Origin of the sequence: Bradyrhizobium campsiandrae (genome assembly GCF_014529705.1) — a bacterium.
Lineage (GTDB): Bacteria > Pseudomonadota > Alphaproteobacteria > Rhizobiales > Xanthobacteraceae > Bradyrhizobium > Bradyrhizobium campsiandrae.
Window position 1 is genome coordinate 1 of sequence record NZ_JAANIH010000115.1, and the last position, 14,300, is coordinate 14,300.

General features: G+C 61.9%; 8 protein-coding genes and 2 pseudogenes. 5 read left to right on the plus strand and 5 right to left on the minus strand.

The window, feature by feature from the left end; all coding sequences use genetic code 11:
• Nucleotides 1-136: 136 nt before the first annotated feature.
• Nucleotides 137-1,033 (plus strand): annotated as a pseudogene (locus G8O24_RS46440) (IS110 family RNA-guided transposase); the annotation flags it as partial.
• A gap of 359 nt (nt 1,034-1,392) precedes the next feature.
• Here the strand turns inward: G8O24_RS46440 and G8O24_RS44775 are convergent.
• The 4 genes and pseudogenes from G8O24_RS44775 to G8O24_RS41335 all read right to left on the minus strand — a co-directional run.
• Nucleotides 1,393-1,528, minus strand: a pseudogene (locus tag G8O24_RS44775) (cation efflux transmembrane domain-containing protein); the annotation flags it as partial.
• Between the two features lie 236 nt (nt 1,529-1,764).
• Complete coding sequence (locus G8O24_RS44780) at nt 1,765-2,034, minus strand: hypothetical protein (protein ID WP_012047075.1); 270 nt, start codon at nt 2,032-2,034, stop codon at nt 1,765-1,767.
• 115 nt (nt 2,035-2,149) lie between these two features.
• The gene (locus G8O24_RS41330; protein ID WP_006022533.1) at nt 2,150-3,211 is read right to left on the minus strand and encodes an AI-2E family transporter; all 1,062 of its coding nucleotides are present in this window, start codon (nt 3,209-3,211) and stop codon (nt 2,150-2,152) included.
• A gap of 1,302 nt (nt 3,212-4,513) precedes the next feature.
• Nucleotides 4,514-5,317 carry a universal stress protein gene (locus G8O24_RS41335; RefSeq protein ID WP_006022531.1) on the minus strand — a complete coding sequence of 268 codons (804 nt, stop codon included), beginning with the start codon at nt 5,315-5,317 and terminating at the stop codon, nt 4,514-4,516.
• Between the two features lie 447 nt (nt 5,318-5,764).
• On the opposite strand from G8O24_RS41335, the gene G8O24_RS41340 reads away from it, so the two are divergent.
• The 3 genes from G8O24_RS41340 to G8O24_RS41350 are packed head-to-tail and all read left to right on the plus strand — an operon-like array spanning nt 5,765 to nt 10,131.
• Nucleotides 5,765-7,522 (plus strand): PHA/PHB synthase family protein, encoded by a 1,758-nt coding sequence (locus G8O24_RS41340; RefSeq protein WP_006022530.1) that lies wholly within the window; start codon nt 5,765-5,767, stop codon nt 7,520-7,522.
• A 3-nt stretch (nt 7,523-7,525) separates the two neighbouring features.
• Nucleotides 7,526-8,944, plus strand: coding sequence for a bifunctional enoyl-CoA hydratase/phosphate acetyltransferase (locus tag G8O24_RS41345; protein WP_006022529.1), 1,419 nt, complete (start codon nt 7,526-7,528; stop codon nt 8,942-8,944).
• Nucleotides 8,941-10,131, plus strand: coding sequence for an acetate/propionate family kinase (locus G8O24_RS41350; RefSeq protein WP_006022528.1), 1,191 nt, complete (start codon nt 8,941-8,943; stop codon nt 10,129-10,131). Before G8O24_RS41345 ends, G8O24_RS41350 begins: the two co-directional genes overlap by 4 nt.
• A 147-nt stretch (nt 10,132-10,278) precedes the next feature.
• On the opposite strand, the gene G8O24_RS41355 is transcribed toward G8O24_RS41350, so the two are convergent.
• Nucleotides 10,279-10,710 carry a hypothetical protein gene (locus tag G8O24_RS41355; RefSeq protein WP_006022527.1) on the minus strand — a complete coding sequence of 144 codons (432 nt, stop codon included), beginning with the start codon at nt 10,708-10,710 and terminating at the stop codon, nt 10,279-10,281.
• 539 nt (nt 10,711-11,249) lie between these two features.
• Between G8O24_RS41355 and G8O24_RS41360 the strand changes: the two genes are divergently transcribed.
• On the plus strand, nt 11,250-13,772 hold the full coding sequence (locus tag G8O24_RS41360) for a heavy metal translocating P-type ATPase (protein WP_006022526.1): 2,523 nt from the start codon (nt 11,250-11,252) through the stop codon (nt 13,770-13,772).
• The last annotated feature ends 528 nt before the right edge of the window (nt 13,773-14,300 follow it).

Below are 14,300 nucleotides of genomic sequence, written 5' to 3' on the forward strand. Positions count from 1 at the left end.
TGTTGTCCCTCCACACGCAACTTCAACGATTTCCAACGCGTGGATCAACAGATTGCAATCCGTCGCGCCAACGCTTTGCAATCCGTCCCTCCAAATCTTTGCGAATGGGACGTAGACGTCGCTTACATTAAAGGCATTCTTAGAGAAACTATCGCCCTGTTTGATCGGCATGGAGGCGTGCGGAACTGCCCATTATTGGGACGCGAGTTGACGGACCTCGGTCATGATATCCGGTTGATGCCGGCCGGTTACCTCAAACCCTACGTCAAGCGCGGCAAGAACGACGAGGTCGACGCTGAGGCGATCTGTGAGGCAGTCACAAGGCCGACGATGCGGTTCGTGCCGGTCAAGAGCGCCGAACAGCAGTCGATTCTGATGCTACATCGCACCCGGGATCTGTTCGTTCGCCAGCGTACCATGCTGGTCAATTCATCGCGGGGCAGCTTGCCGAGTTTGGTTTGATCGCTCCCAAAGGAGTCTGGCGCATTCCGGAGCTCGAGGCCCTCGCCCAGGGCACGGAACTTCCGGAGCCGGCCCGGGCCTGCGCCGAATTGATCTTGATGCAAATCCAGGAGCTGCAGTCGAAAATCGAAGCCATCGAACGAACAATCCTTGCCCGTCATCGCGGCAACGAACTGAGCCGGCGGCTCGCAACCATTCCCGGAGTCGGATCATCACGGCGACCGCGCTGGTGGTAACCATCGTCAATGCCAGCGCGTTCAAGTCGGGGCCGCCATTTTGCGGTCTGGATCGGGCTGGTCCCGGAACAGAATGGCAGCGGTGGAAAAATGGCATTGGGCCGCATCTCCAAGAAGGGCGAACCGTACCTACGCGGCTCCTTGTGCTCGGCGCCACAGCCGTTGTTCGCTACGTGCGCAACAAGCCCGACCTAGCTGGATGGGTCAATGCGCTGCTCGCCCGGCGGCCGGCGCGCGTTGTCACCGTCGCAGTCGCCAACAAGCTCGCCTGTATCGTCTGGGCAATCATGCAGCGTGGGGGCACCTTCCGAGAACGACCGTTCGGAATCGCCTGAAAAAAGATCGCTTAGCAAATGCAACCGCCTGAACACCGCTCAAGACAACGAACACTGAGTTTGGCGAGGGCAATGACGACGTGATGGCATCCGGTCGACACACCGAGGATCAGGACACCCCGAACCTGTGCACGGACTTTGAGTCCGTCAACGATGATTGGGGCCCGATCAGCGGACTACCATCAAGGCCATGCGGCTCTGATAAGCTGCAATCAAAGGCCGGACAGATGACCGCAACGACCAAAAATGCCATGACGTTAAAAAATGTTCTTGCCATGTGGGTGTCATCCACAGATGCACAAGTGTGATTTCTGCAATTCGCCCCTTTGTTCGAGGGCGCGCCGGATTGCTGGTCGACAGCCGACATCGGTGAGCATGTGCGCTGCGTCGGCAAGTAGCGTCAGGCTGCCCGTGACCAGACCTCCCACGACTTCGGCCTTCCAACCTCCCCGCGTGTTGCCCGCCCGCGGTTCCTGCGGCACCTCCACCGTGCATGACTTCAACTCCCTGCGTTTGAGACTGGATGCAAAGAGGCGTGCTCGTTCATCGATCTGCGCAAGCCCACCTCGAGCTCGGCCAGCAGGAAGAAACTGACATCGTCCACAGACCCGTGTCCCTTGGCAAACGGCTGCTCGAGCAGGCGGACGGGTAGAGCGCGTAGACGAACATGTGGGAGATGAATCCGAACATGATGGCCGATGCCGGGTCGCCTTCAGTCTTCAGGAACAGCATCATGGCGACAATCGAGAACACCGGCGTCTGGACCAGCGCGTGACCGACGAAACGAACTCGACCCGCTGGGTCTGGAAAATGCGCAGCATCGACCTGCGCAGCACGTCCTGCGTCGTGCGCAGGCGGACGACGAAATTGGCCGTCATCCCCATTGATTCGAGCCGACCGAAGATCGGAGTAAGCTTGCCGATTTCGGCGAGGACGGGAGAGATATCCTTGTGGTCTCGCGCATGGCCCAGACCAGACCGCAGCTTGTCAATCGTCGCCACGCCCTTATTGTTCTTTGGGCCACTCATCAGGTGCTTTGTTGGCAGGTATGAACCAGATGGCGATCGGACGTCAGCTACCACCTAACTGACATTTTCGGCAAGCCGCCGAAATACCTCACGCGATTGCGTCGTCATTCCTTTGTCTCAACACCGAAAACGTTTCCCAAGCTGCGATAAACATGGCCGCGATCACGGGACCTATGACGAAGCCATTGATACCGAAAGCTTCGATCCCGCCTAGCGTCGAGAAGAACACCACATAGTCAGGCATCTTGGTGTCCTTACCCACGAGCATCGGCCGCAGGAGGTTGTCCACCAGACCAATGACGAGGGCACCATAGACGATCAGGACGACGCCCTGCCAGATGGCGCCGGTTGCAAGCAGATAAACCGCTACCGGCACCCAGACTAAGCCAGATCCTATCGCGGGCAACAAGGACAGGAAGGCAATCAAAACCGCCCATAGCAGCGACGCGTTTATGCCCAGAAGCGAAAACATCAAACCGCCGAGGGCTCCTAGCAGGAGAGCGACGAGCAGGTTTCCCTTGACCGTCGCGCGGATAACGATGGTGAATTTGAGCAGGAGGGCATCTAGTCGTTCGGGGCGTAGCGGTATGGCGTCCTTAACGCGCTTGGACAGTGTATTCTCATCGCGAAACAGAAAGAACAGGAGGCACAGCATGACGAAGAGGTTTACAAGGAAGCCGAACGTGCGCTGACCGATATCGAGAGTCTGCGCGGCAAGGAATTGGCTACCCTTCAAGAGGACGCTGGATAACTTCTCCTGTACCCCGCCCAGGATCGCAAGGCCAAAGTGATCCAGCACACGAGCCATCCAGTCAGGCAATCCGTCCAGAATCTGTTGGAATGACCGAACGAGGTCTAGTTCGCCGGACTGAACCCGTCCGTACACGTTGGATGCTTCTCGCGCCAGTGTCACGCTCAGCAGCGTCAAGGGCAGAATTACCAAGGTCACGATAATCATGACCGTCGCGGCCGCTGCAAGACTGTGCCTCTGCTGCATCGCCTGCGACAATCGCCGGTACAACGGGGCGAACACAACCGCCGCGACCACACTCCAGAGAATTGCACCGTAAAATGGCCAGAGAATCCAGCCGAAGGCAAGTGATCCAGTAACGACCAAAGAGACGAAAACTCTGTCTTCGAAGGTTCGCATATCGGCTTCCTGTTAACCAGGCGCGGGCGTCGAGGACCGATTTTCGACTCCCATCTGATTGCACTGAGAACGCTGAACGGCCACTGCCACCATGGTAGGCGCTGACAGTCAACTGAGTCGACCTGATTTAGTCACGTCCCGGGCGCGCTACCGGCCGACCGCCAAACGAGTACGCTCGAAGTCGGATTGCGACGGCGGCAATTACCTGAAATGGACTTCTGATATCAAAGGCCTCCAAGGGGGCTTTTCAATGTCAGAAAGCGGAGGAACGACCGTCGTCGATCCCCCCCCCTCAACCTCGCCGTCGCGATTTGGGGCCCGGCCTCCGGATCGCGGAGCGGGAACGTCGCAAGTGTTCCGGGCCAGTACGTTCGCCCCCCGTAGAACGTTCGCTGTTACTTCGCTTCCCGGTACCATCAGCTTACTTGTCGGCCGCCAGATAATGCTCGTGATCACAACCGGAGGTGCCCTTATCGCACTCGTTGTTGGCGACGGCATGAAGAGGATCCCGGTGATCGCGTCGACGACGACCGTATTGCTCGGTGGACTTCGATGCAACATCCGGCGCTTGCCGGCGGGCTCGGAGCGATCATTGCCGTGTTCGCGGCCAAATCTCTGGTTCATCGTCGCCAGAGACATCCTGGCGGAAAACTACCTAGAGAACCCCCTGCTATTCGCAGGAGCAACACTGGTTGTCCTGCCCCTCGTACCTAATTGTCCATGGGCTCCGACGCTGCGCTCAATCCTCATGCGATTGGGTTGTCGTCATACTAATCATAGCTGTCAGCGAGCAGGTTTGGACTTCCTCTCTCGGCACTGGTTTCAGGCTTCATTTCGAGTACAGCGCTATCCGGCATCGGGATTCACGTCATTCTGCTAACTCTTCCGTCATCTCGTCGCATCGGCCGCGCTGCAAGTGATCGGTTCGGCGAGATCGGCATCATCTTCGCCGCAGCCATCGCAGGTTTCGCCGCTACGCTCTCTTCCGCGGTCTTGGTTGCATCGCTTGTCGCATCAAGAAGACTGGCTGAGTCTGACGCGCTCAAACTAGGCTGAGATGATCGGACAGTCCCTCGCGAAGCTTCGGCAGTGATCAGTGTCAGGCAAACGGTTCACCCGTCATGTGGCCCCTTCGCAGCGCCGCCACGATAAAGGATCGGCAGCAGTATCAGCGTCAAAAGCGTCGATGATAGCAACCCGTCGATCACCACGGCCGATTACATATCGCTCTGCAGGCAAGAATGCCGCCCCATCCCCTGACGGCGAACTATCCCCTTTTATCCTTTAGCCAGTCCACGATCCTCAATGTGCCAGAAACCAGGACATTTCCGTGCTTTTCAGCATTTCCCTGGTGACACCGCCGAGCACCCGTTCGGTCAGAGCGCCGTGGCTGTAAACCCCGGCGACGATGAGGTTCGCACCCTCGCGTTCGGCCTGACCGAGCAGATCCGCGCAGACATCGTCTTGCGAGCGAGGGAGGTGCCAATAGCGAGCCTTCACCTTGTGACGGCGCAGGTGCTCCGCCACCGCCTCAAGCCGGTCGGCGGACACCTCGTCCCCGACACCGACGACCGCGACGCTCTGGGCACGCTCAAGCAGAGGGAGCGCATCATGCAAGGCCCGGCGGGCTTGCGAGCAGTCCTTCCAAGCCACCAACACGTTTGGGAAGCAAGTGCTTGCGGTCTTTCGTCCAAGACGCAGAACTGGAGTACCGGAGCGGAGAGCGAGGTCGGCCGGATCTGGCAAGACGCAGGCGTCGGCCTCGGACGAACTCGTGATTAGCAGATCGGTAGCCAGCAGATGGTCGCGCACCGCTTTAGTCGGCTCGCGGATGCCTGAACGCCACTCGACCCCCTTCGGGTTCGCTCCAAACACCTTGTCGAACGCACTCCGGGCGGCAGCCAGAGCATCTTCCATGGCTCGGGTCTGCTCCTGGACGGAGAAGACGTTGGGAGCCAGCGCTTCCGTCATCGACAGAGGGGGCCAAGCATAGGAAACCACCGCAAGGTTAGAACCGAACTCCCTAGCCATGTCGCGAGCTCGATCAAGCGTTTGATAGAGGTCGCTGCGAGGGCATGCATCGACAACGATGTCGCAAAAGCTCATGGCATCACTCCCATTCTTCAATGTTGCTCGCCGCGTTGAATCTTGCTCTTACAGATCGTATGCCGCCCCGGCGAAACTCCAGCCGGAGTGCGCGGCTCAAAGCACAGGACGCAGCTCCGACCGATTTCGGCCGTCACTCCCTGCTTTGCGACTGAGCCGGATGATAGTGGGGCAAACAAGCCGGCGGCAGGCTCTAAGCACGAACTGACGGCTGGCTGCGAAGGGCCGATCATCTCGTCTAACTGATAAGTCATTGGCGGATACTTGCCTGTGGGATAGCGGACCATCATCTTTGCTACCTTCATCGATGAATGACCGCTCATCATTGAGCCATGTCAAGGTTAGGAGCGCTCGCTGGCTGCATTCTGACCCTGCCACCTCTCGGTGGTCGGCAGCTGTACTCTCCTTCAGTGCCCAACTCCTGGAATCGCAAAAAGATGGAAACGAATGCCTGAGGTCAACTCGCAGACTGCGACCGATCCGCTGGATGGATTGTCAGAAACGTTGGATCGCGCGACGACGGCTGCCTTCGCGCAAGTGACTTTCGGGCTTTCTCCGGTGACGGTGGCCCAGGCCTTTTCCGACTGGGGCCTGCATCTCGCCGTTTCGCCGGGCAAGCAGTTGCAGCTCGGCGCGAAAGCAATGCGCAAGTGCCTCCGATTGGCTGACTATGCAGCCAGGAGCGCGGCGAAGAACGACGCTGAGCGCGCGATCGAGCCGCTGCCGCAGGACCGCCGCTTCGCGGACACGGCCTGGGCTACGCCCCCGTTCAATCTAATCTCGCAAGCCTTTTTGCTGAACCAGCAATGGTGGCACGCGGCGACGACTGGCGTCGCGGGCGTCACCAAGCATCATGAAGACATGGTGGCGTTCACCGTGCGGCAATGGCTCGACACGGTGGCGCCCACCAATTTTCTCGCCACCAATCCAGTCCTCCAGCAGCGCATCCTGGACACCGGCGGGCGATGCCTGATCGATGGGGTGCGCAACCTCATGGACGACATGGGGCGGATGGTCCGCGGTCAGCCGCCAGCTGGCGCGGAAGCGTTTCGAGTCGGTGAGTCCGTCGCCACGGCCAGTGGCAAGGTGGTCTGCCGCAACAGGCTGATGGAACTGATCCAGTATGCGCCGACGACCGATATGGTGCGGCCGGAGCCGATCCTGATCGTGCCGGCCTGGATCATGAAGTACTATATTCTCGACCTTTCGCCCGGGAACTCGCTGGTTAACTGGTTGACCGGACAGGGCTTCACTGTCTTCATGATCTCATGGAGCAATCCGGGCAGCGCAGACCGCGATCTCGACATGGAGGACTATCGTCGGCTCGGACCGATGGCCGCTCTCGACGCCATCTGCGCGATCACTGGCGCCGCTTCAGTCCATTCAGTGGGCTACTGCCTGGGTGGGACGCTGCTGTCGATCGTCGCCGCGACGATGGCGCGCGATGGGGACGAGCGGCTCGCGAGCGTGACCCTGCTCGCGGCCCAGACCGAATTCTGCGAACCGGGCGAACTTGGCCTGTTCATCGACCAGGGGCAGCTTAACCTCCTGGAAAGCCTGATGTGGAGTCGAGGGTATTTCGACAGCAGCCAGATGGGCGGCGCGTTCCAGATCCTGCGCTCCAACGATCTCGTCTGGTCGCGCTTGCTCACCACGTATTTGATGGGCGAGCGCGAGCCGATGACCGATCTGATGGCCTGGAACGCCGACGGCACACGCATGCCCTCTGCGATGCACAGCCAGTATCTGCGCCAGTTGTTTCTCGGGGACGATCTGTCCGAGGGCCGCTACAAGGTCGATGGACGCACGATCAGTCTCTCCGCCATGCGCCAGCCGATGTTCGTCGTGGGCACGGAACGCGATCACGTTGCGCCGTGGCGATCGGTGCACAAGATCCATCGCCTGACCGGCGCGGCGATCGACTTCGTGCTGACGAGCGGCGGCCACAATGCCGGCATCGTGTCGGAGCCAGGGCGACCGCGTCGTTCCTATCGACTGCTCCGCCGCGAGGCGGACGGGCCGGCGCTCGATCCGGATGAGTGGCTGACCAGGACCCAACTCTTTGAAGGAAGCTGGTGGCCGGCTTGGAGCGACTGGCTCAAGCGGCATTCCGGCGAAGCCGCAACGGCGCCGCCGATGGGCGCGCCCGACAAGAACTATCCGATCATCGCCGACGCGCCCGGCCACTATGTGCTGGAGCGTTGAGCGATGGCCGATGAGGGGATGATCGAGAACCGGACATTCGATGAAATCCGGGTCGGCGACACAGCGAGCATGACCCGGACGCTCCGCGAGGAGGACATCAAGCTGTTCGCGCTCGTCTCCGGCGACGTCAATCCGACCCATCTCGACGCCGACTTCGCGGCCACTGACATATACCGCCGCGTGATCGCGCATGGAATGTGGGGCGGCGGCCTGATATCCGCGGTACTCGGCACTGAACTGCCGGGGCCTGGCGCTGTCTATCTCAGCCAGTCGCTGCGCTTTATCCGGCCGGTGGGCTTGGGCGACACGATCACCGCGAGCGTGACCGTCGCCGAGAAACGGCCCGAGCACAGCGTCGTCGTGTTCGACTGCCGCTGCGTCAACCAGAACGGCGAGGAGGTGATCTCCGGGCGCGCGGAGGTGAAGGCGCCGAAGGACAAGGTGCGTCGTCCCCGCATCGCACTGCCTGATGTGCATTTGGCCGAGCATCGCGGCTATCGCCGTCTCGTGGAGAAGACGACGGGGGGCGAAGCGGTGGCGACCGCCGTCGCGCATCCCTGCAGCGCCGCGGCTATCACGGCTGCGGTGGAGGCGGCGGAGGCCGGCCTGATAACGCCGATCCTGGTCGGGCCTGAAGCGAGGATCAGGAAGGCTGCGGAGGAGGCCGGCAAGGACATCGCCGCGCTGCGCGTCGTGCCGGCCGCCCACAGCCACGACGCGGCAGAGAAAGCGGTCGCGCTGGTGCGCGCCGGCGAAGCGCGGTTGCTGATGAAAGGATCGCTCCATACCGACGAACTGATGGGTGCGGTGGTCGTCTCCACCACCGGTCTTCGCACCGAACGCAGGATCAGCCATGCCTATGTCATGGACGTGCCGGACCATCCGGTGCCGCTCATCATCACCGACGCCGCGATCAACATCGCGCCGACGCTGGAAGAAAAGGCCGACATCATCCGCAACGCGATCGACCTTGCCCATGTGCTCGGCGTGGAGGAGCCGAAAGTGGCCATTCTCTCTGCCGTCGAGACCATCAATCCGGCCATAGGCTCGACCCTCGATGCAGCCGCGCTCTGCAAGATGGCGGATCGCGGGCAGATTACCGGCGGCATTCTTGATGGGCCGCTCGCCCTCGACAATGCGATCAGTGCAGCGGCCGCGAAGGAGAAGGGCATTGTCTCTCCCGTCGCCGGCCAAGCCGACATTCTCGTCGTGCCCAATCTTGAGGCCGGGAACATGCTCGCGAAGCAACTGACCTTTCTCGGCGATGCATCTGCCGCCGGTATCGTCCTGGGTGCGCGCGTCCCCATCATCCTCACCAGCCGCGCCGACAGCCTGCGCACGCGCCTTGCCTCCTGCGCGGTCGCCGTGCTGATGGCGCGCACGGCGACCAAGGCGGCTCCAGGACTGCCGGCCAGCGCATGAAAGCCATTTTCAGTCTCAACTCAGGCTCATCGAGCATCAAGTTTGCGCTGTTCACGCTCGACGGGGCTAATAACCCCATGCTGTCAGCCGGCGGCAAGATCGAGCGGATCGGCATCGCACCCAGCCTGAGGGTCCGCTCAGCCGACGGCGATATCGTGCTGGAGCGTGACTGGCCGGACGGCGCATCGCTGAGCCACGCCGAACTGCTAAAGGACATCTTCGCTTGGGCGGCGGAACGTTTGGGTGACCGCCAGGTGATCGCGATTGGCCACCGTGTCGTCCACGGCGGGACCGAGTTCGCCGCACCGCGTCTCGTCGACGACGCAGTCCTTGATGCACTGGAAAAGCTCAACCCGCTCGCCCCGCTGCACCAGCCGCACAATCTGGCCGCCATCCGTGCGATTGCGCAGCTCCGCCCGGGCCTTCCGCAGGTGGCCTGTTTCGACACGGCGTTTCACCACGACAAGCCGCCGGTCGCCGCGCGCCTGCCCCTCCCGCGCGCCTTCCATGAGCAGGGCATCCGGCGCTACGGATTCCACGGTCTGTCTTACGAATATATCGCCCGGCGCCTGCGCGAGATCGATCCCGTGCTTGCCGCCGGTCGCATGATCGCTGCGCATCTCGGCAATGGCGCCAGCCTGTGCGCGATGCGCGACGGCAAAAGCATCGACACCACCATGGGCTTCACCGCACTCGACGGCCTGATGATGGGAACACGCTGCGGAGCCATCGATCCTGGCGTTGTCCTTCATCTCCAGACACAGCTTGGCATGTCCGCGGCGGATGTCGAGGACCTGCTCTACCGCAAGTCGGGACTGCTGGGCGTGTCTGGAATCTCAAGTGACATGCGCACGCTGTCTGACAACAGCGGCCCCGAGGCTGAAGAAGCAATCGAACTCTTCTGCTGGAGGGTCGCGCGCGAGGCGGGCGGCCTCATCGCCTCGCTCGGAGGGCTCGACGCCTTCGTATTCACCGCTGGCATCGGAGAGAACCACGCCGATGTGCGCCGCCGGATCTGCGAGCGGCTCGCCTGGTCCGGCCTCTGGATCGACGAATCGGCCAATCTCGGCAGCGCTCTGCGCATATGCGAGGCCAACAGCCCCGTCGCCGTCCTCGTCATACCCACCAATGAAGAGCGGATGATCGCGCTTCATACACTCAACGTCGTTAGAGAAGATCATTCGTAGAACTGTTCATCGCCCGGCGCTGCAAGCGACGTGATCGTCCGCAATACCAACAAACAGAGCATCGCGCCCGGCTGTGCTACGCCTTTGCCCTATTGTTGTGATGCCGGTAATCGAATTCCACGGTGTCGAATGGAGCGTGCCTTCGTGCTATGCGTTACCGGGCGTTGCCGCCCGCGAACGCAGCAAGTCGCGTAGCTTCGGAAATTCGGTCCGCACGTGTTCGTCCAACGCATTTGCGAATTCGCGGGTGAGCCAGAAGCGAAAAACAGCATCGATCACGCGGCCGGCACCGCGAAATCCGACCTCGACCACGTGGGAGAGAGCGACGCCCTCTGCCTGATCTTCGAGGCGCAGGGTGAGTTTTCCGGGCAGCCGTACGCCCTTTATGAATTGCCAAGTGATCGCCTTTCCCGGAACAACGACGGTCACGATCGCGTGGAATCTCAGCCGAAACCGGCCAACATACTCATCCATGTAGACCACGTTTCCGACATCTCCCGTGACCCGGCGCACGGTGTGAAACTGCAAGTGAACCCCGGGCCACCAGGCTTGATAGCTGGCGTCGTCGCAATTCAACATGAAAGTCTGTCACTTCACGGCCGTTCAGGCCGGGGACGCGAATGTTGGTTTGCAGGCGCATCATCTTGCGACCTTGAGAGCCTCGGTCCCTCTCGGACATGGACCTGTCGTAGTTAAACCATAACATCGCCAAGCGACGATGCGAGCGCGCGCTTGGCCGCACGATCCTGACAGGGCGGGGGACGCATTCGCTGCCAGGATTCCGCCCAGGCGCCGCGAAATTTTCTCGGCCGCAAGAGACTGAGTCTCTGGCATGAGCCACTCCGGCCGGAGCCCGCGGCGTCGGTCCAGCGGCGCGCCGTTCGCTGCTGACGAGCCGCGTACGATCGGCGGAGGTTCGGTGAAACCCAGTGCAACTTTACAGCTATCCAGACGGCATGATGGCCTAGAATGTGATTGCACGGATGATCTGCTCGTCAGAAGATCCCGGTCGCCTTCTTTTGTCTCCCTCGTGCAAAATAATGAATAATAGTGAGGTCGCGGTTACCAGAGGGTGCGATCTTAGCTTAGAAGCATTTTAAGTAAAGAAGGACGTGAGGGTGACCGAAAAACTTCGCTTGGACATTCCGATCCTACTGCCGGGCGTCCCCGACACCGATGACGCGTGCGTAGCTCGGCTGACATCGGAGATCCAGGGCCGCGAAGGGGTCGAGGAGGTTCATGTCGCCGCCGCCGGCCCCGGCGAGCCCGCTCAGCTCTGCATCCACTACGACCCAAGCGCCGTACCGCTTCCACGCATTCGCGAGCTCGTGGCAAGCGCCGGAGCCAGGATCACCGAGCGTTTCGGCCATGTCCTTTGGCAGGTCGAGGGAATCGCTCACCAGCGTAGGGCGCGGACGGTCGCTGATCGTCTGCGTGCAGTGCCGGGCGTGCTGGAGGCGGAAGCGAGCGCCGGCGGGCTGGTGCGTGTCGAGTTCGACCGGACCCGAGGTTCCGAGCAGGCCATCCGCGATGCGCTCTCCGGGATGGGGGTCACGGTGACCGGACCCATCGCCGCCCGCCGGCCGGCTGCGAAGCCTGATCGCGTCGACAAAGACCAAGTGGCCGATGCTCATGCAGGTCATGACCATGGCGAGCACAGCCACGCACGGGGAGAGAAGGAGCACGATCACGCGCATGGCGGTGTTCTCGGGTTCAACACCGAGCTGATCTTCTCCCTCGCATGCGGCGCTATGCTTGCGATCGGCTTCGCGATCGAGAAGCTCCTGCCCGCTGCCCCCGGCTGGTTGCCGATCACCTGCTACATCGCCGCCTATTTCTTCGGTGGCTTCTACACGCTGCGCGAGGCGATCGACAATCTGCGCCTGAAGAAGTTCGAGATCGACACGCTGATGCTGGTCGCGGCGGCCGGCGCTGCGGCACTTGGCGCCTTCGCGGAGGGCGCGCTGCTTCTCTTCCTGTTCAGCCTCGGCCACGCGCTTGAACATTACGCGATGGGACGAGCCAAGCAGGCGATCGAGGCGCTGGCCGAGCTCGCCCCGCGAACGGCCACCGTACGCCGCGACGGCGAGACCCGCGAGGTGCCCGTCGAGGACCTCGTGGTCGGCGACGTGGTCCTCGTGCGCCCCAACGAGCGGCTGCCGTCCGACGGGTTTCTCGTGAAGGGCGAGTCGAGCGTCAATCAGGCGCCGGTCACCGGCGAGAGCATCCCCGTCGACAAGCGCCCGGTCGAGGATGCCGCAACGGCGCGCGCCAGACCCAATTCGGTGGGCGCCTCCTCGCGCGTGTTCGCCGGAACCATCAATGGCGCGGGTGCGATCGAGGTGGAGGTGACGCGCCTGTCCACCGAGACCGCACTGGCCAAAGTCGTCCAGATGGTCAGCGAGGCCGAGACGCAGAAATCACCAACACAACGGTTCACTGACAAGTTCGAGCGCCTTTTCGTGCCAGCAGTGCTGGCACTCGCTTTCATCCTGCTGTTCGCGTGGGTGGTAATCGACGAGCCATTCAGCGCTAGCTTCTATCGCGCCATGGCGGTGCTGGTGGCGGCCAGTCCCTGCGCGCTCGCAATCGCTACTCCGAGCGCGGTGCTGTCCGGTGTTGCGCGAGCGGCACGCGGTGGCGTTTTGGTGAAGGGCGGCGCGCCGCTCGAAAATCTTGGCTCGCTGAGCGCGATCGCCTTCGACAAGACGGGCACGCTGACGGAAGGCCGTCCACGCATCACCGATATTGTCCCGGCAGAAGGAGTTTCGGAAGAAGATCTGCTCAGGGTCGCCGTCGCGGTCGAGCAGCTCAGCGACCACCCGCTGGCGGCTGCAATTGCGCGCGACGGTCGCGAGCGCCTGGGCCGGCGCGACGTCCCGCAGGCGCATGATCTCAAGAGCCTCACCGGACGCGGGGTGACCGCGACGCTCGACGGCAAGCCGGTCTGGATCGGCAAGGCCGAGATGTTCGGCGCCGACGGCATCGCCGCACTGGGCAAAGCTTCTGCGGCAGCAATCGCGAAATTGCGCGAAGGCGGCCGCACCACGATGGTCGTCCGCCATGGCAGCAACGAACTCGGCGCAATCGGACTGATGGATACGCCGCGCGCTGCCGCCCGCGATGCGCTTGCGCAGCTGCACGCGCTCGGCATCAAGCGGATGATCATGATCTCCGGCGACCATCAGAAGGTCGCCGAGGCGATCGCCAAGGATGTCGGGCTGGACGAGGCCTGGGGCGACCTGATGCCGGAGGACAAGGTCGAGGCGATCAAGAAGCTGCGCGCCGAACAGAAGGTCGCCATGGTCGGAGACGGCGTGAACGATGCGCCGGCGATGGCGAGCGCGACGGTCGGCATCGCGATGGGCGCGGCCGGCTCCGACGTCGCGCTGGAGACAGCGGATGTTGCGCTGATGGCCGACGACTTGAGCCATCTGCCTTTCGCGGTGGGTCTCAGCCGCCACACCCGCGGGATCATCCTCCAGAATGTGTTCATCAGCCTCGGCGTGGTCGGGCTGCTGGTGCCGGCAACGGTCCTTGGCCTCGGCATCGGCCCGGCGGTGGCGGTTCACGAGGGCTCGACGCTGGTGGTCGTCGTCAACGCGCTGCGCCTGCTCGCGTATCGCGACAACAGGCGGTAGGGCTTTGGAGCATCTGAGGCTATGGACGCTCGGGCTGGCCACGCAACCGCGTAAACGGTCTACTCCCCCGTCAGGCGATAAGACTGACTACAATCCCGGTAACCGCCCAGGGCGAATTCATGAATGAGTGCGCCCATGAGTTTGTCTTGAGGAACAGCCGCCTCATTCACAGCCTTCTCGGCATGTGTGGGGAAGTCATGCACGCGCCAGTGGTTAAAGACATTCTGCTGCAGGACGCCTGGTGATAATGTTAGCCGTCACCACGAGGTGTTTGGAATATAAGAACGGCAGCTCGATGTCGTTGCGCCGAGTAGGTGGAATAGGAGTTGTTGCTTGCGTTCGATCCGCGGATGTTTGCGGACGTTTCCATCCCGCCAGAGGAGGTCAAATGCATAGTAGAACAGCCGTCCTGCCTGTGCAGGCGCTAGTGTCCCAAGTCACAAGTTCGCAATCGTAGATTCGCAGTAGATTTGCATCGCTGTGCCAAGAGGGAAGCAAACAGCGACGGAGCATCTAATGGCGGTCCAG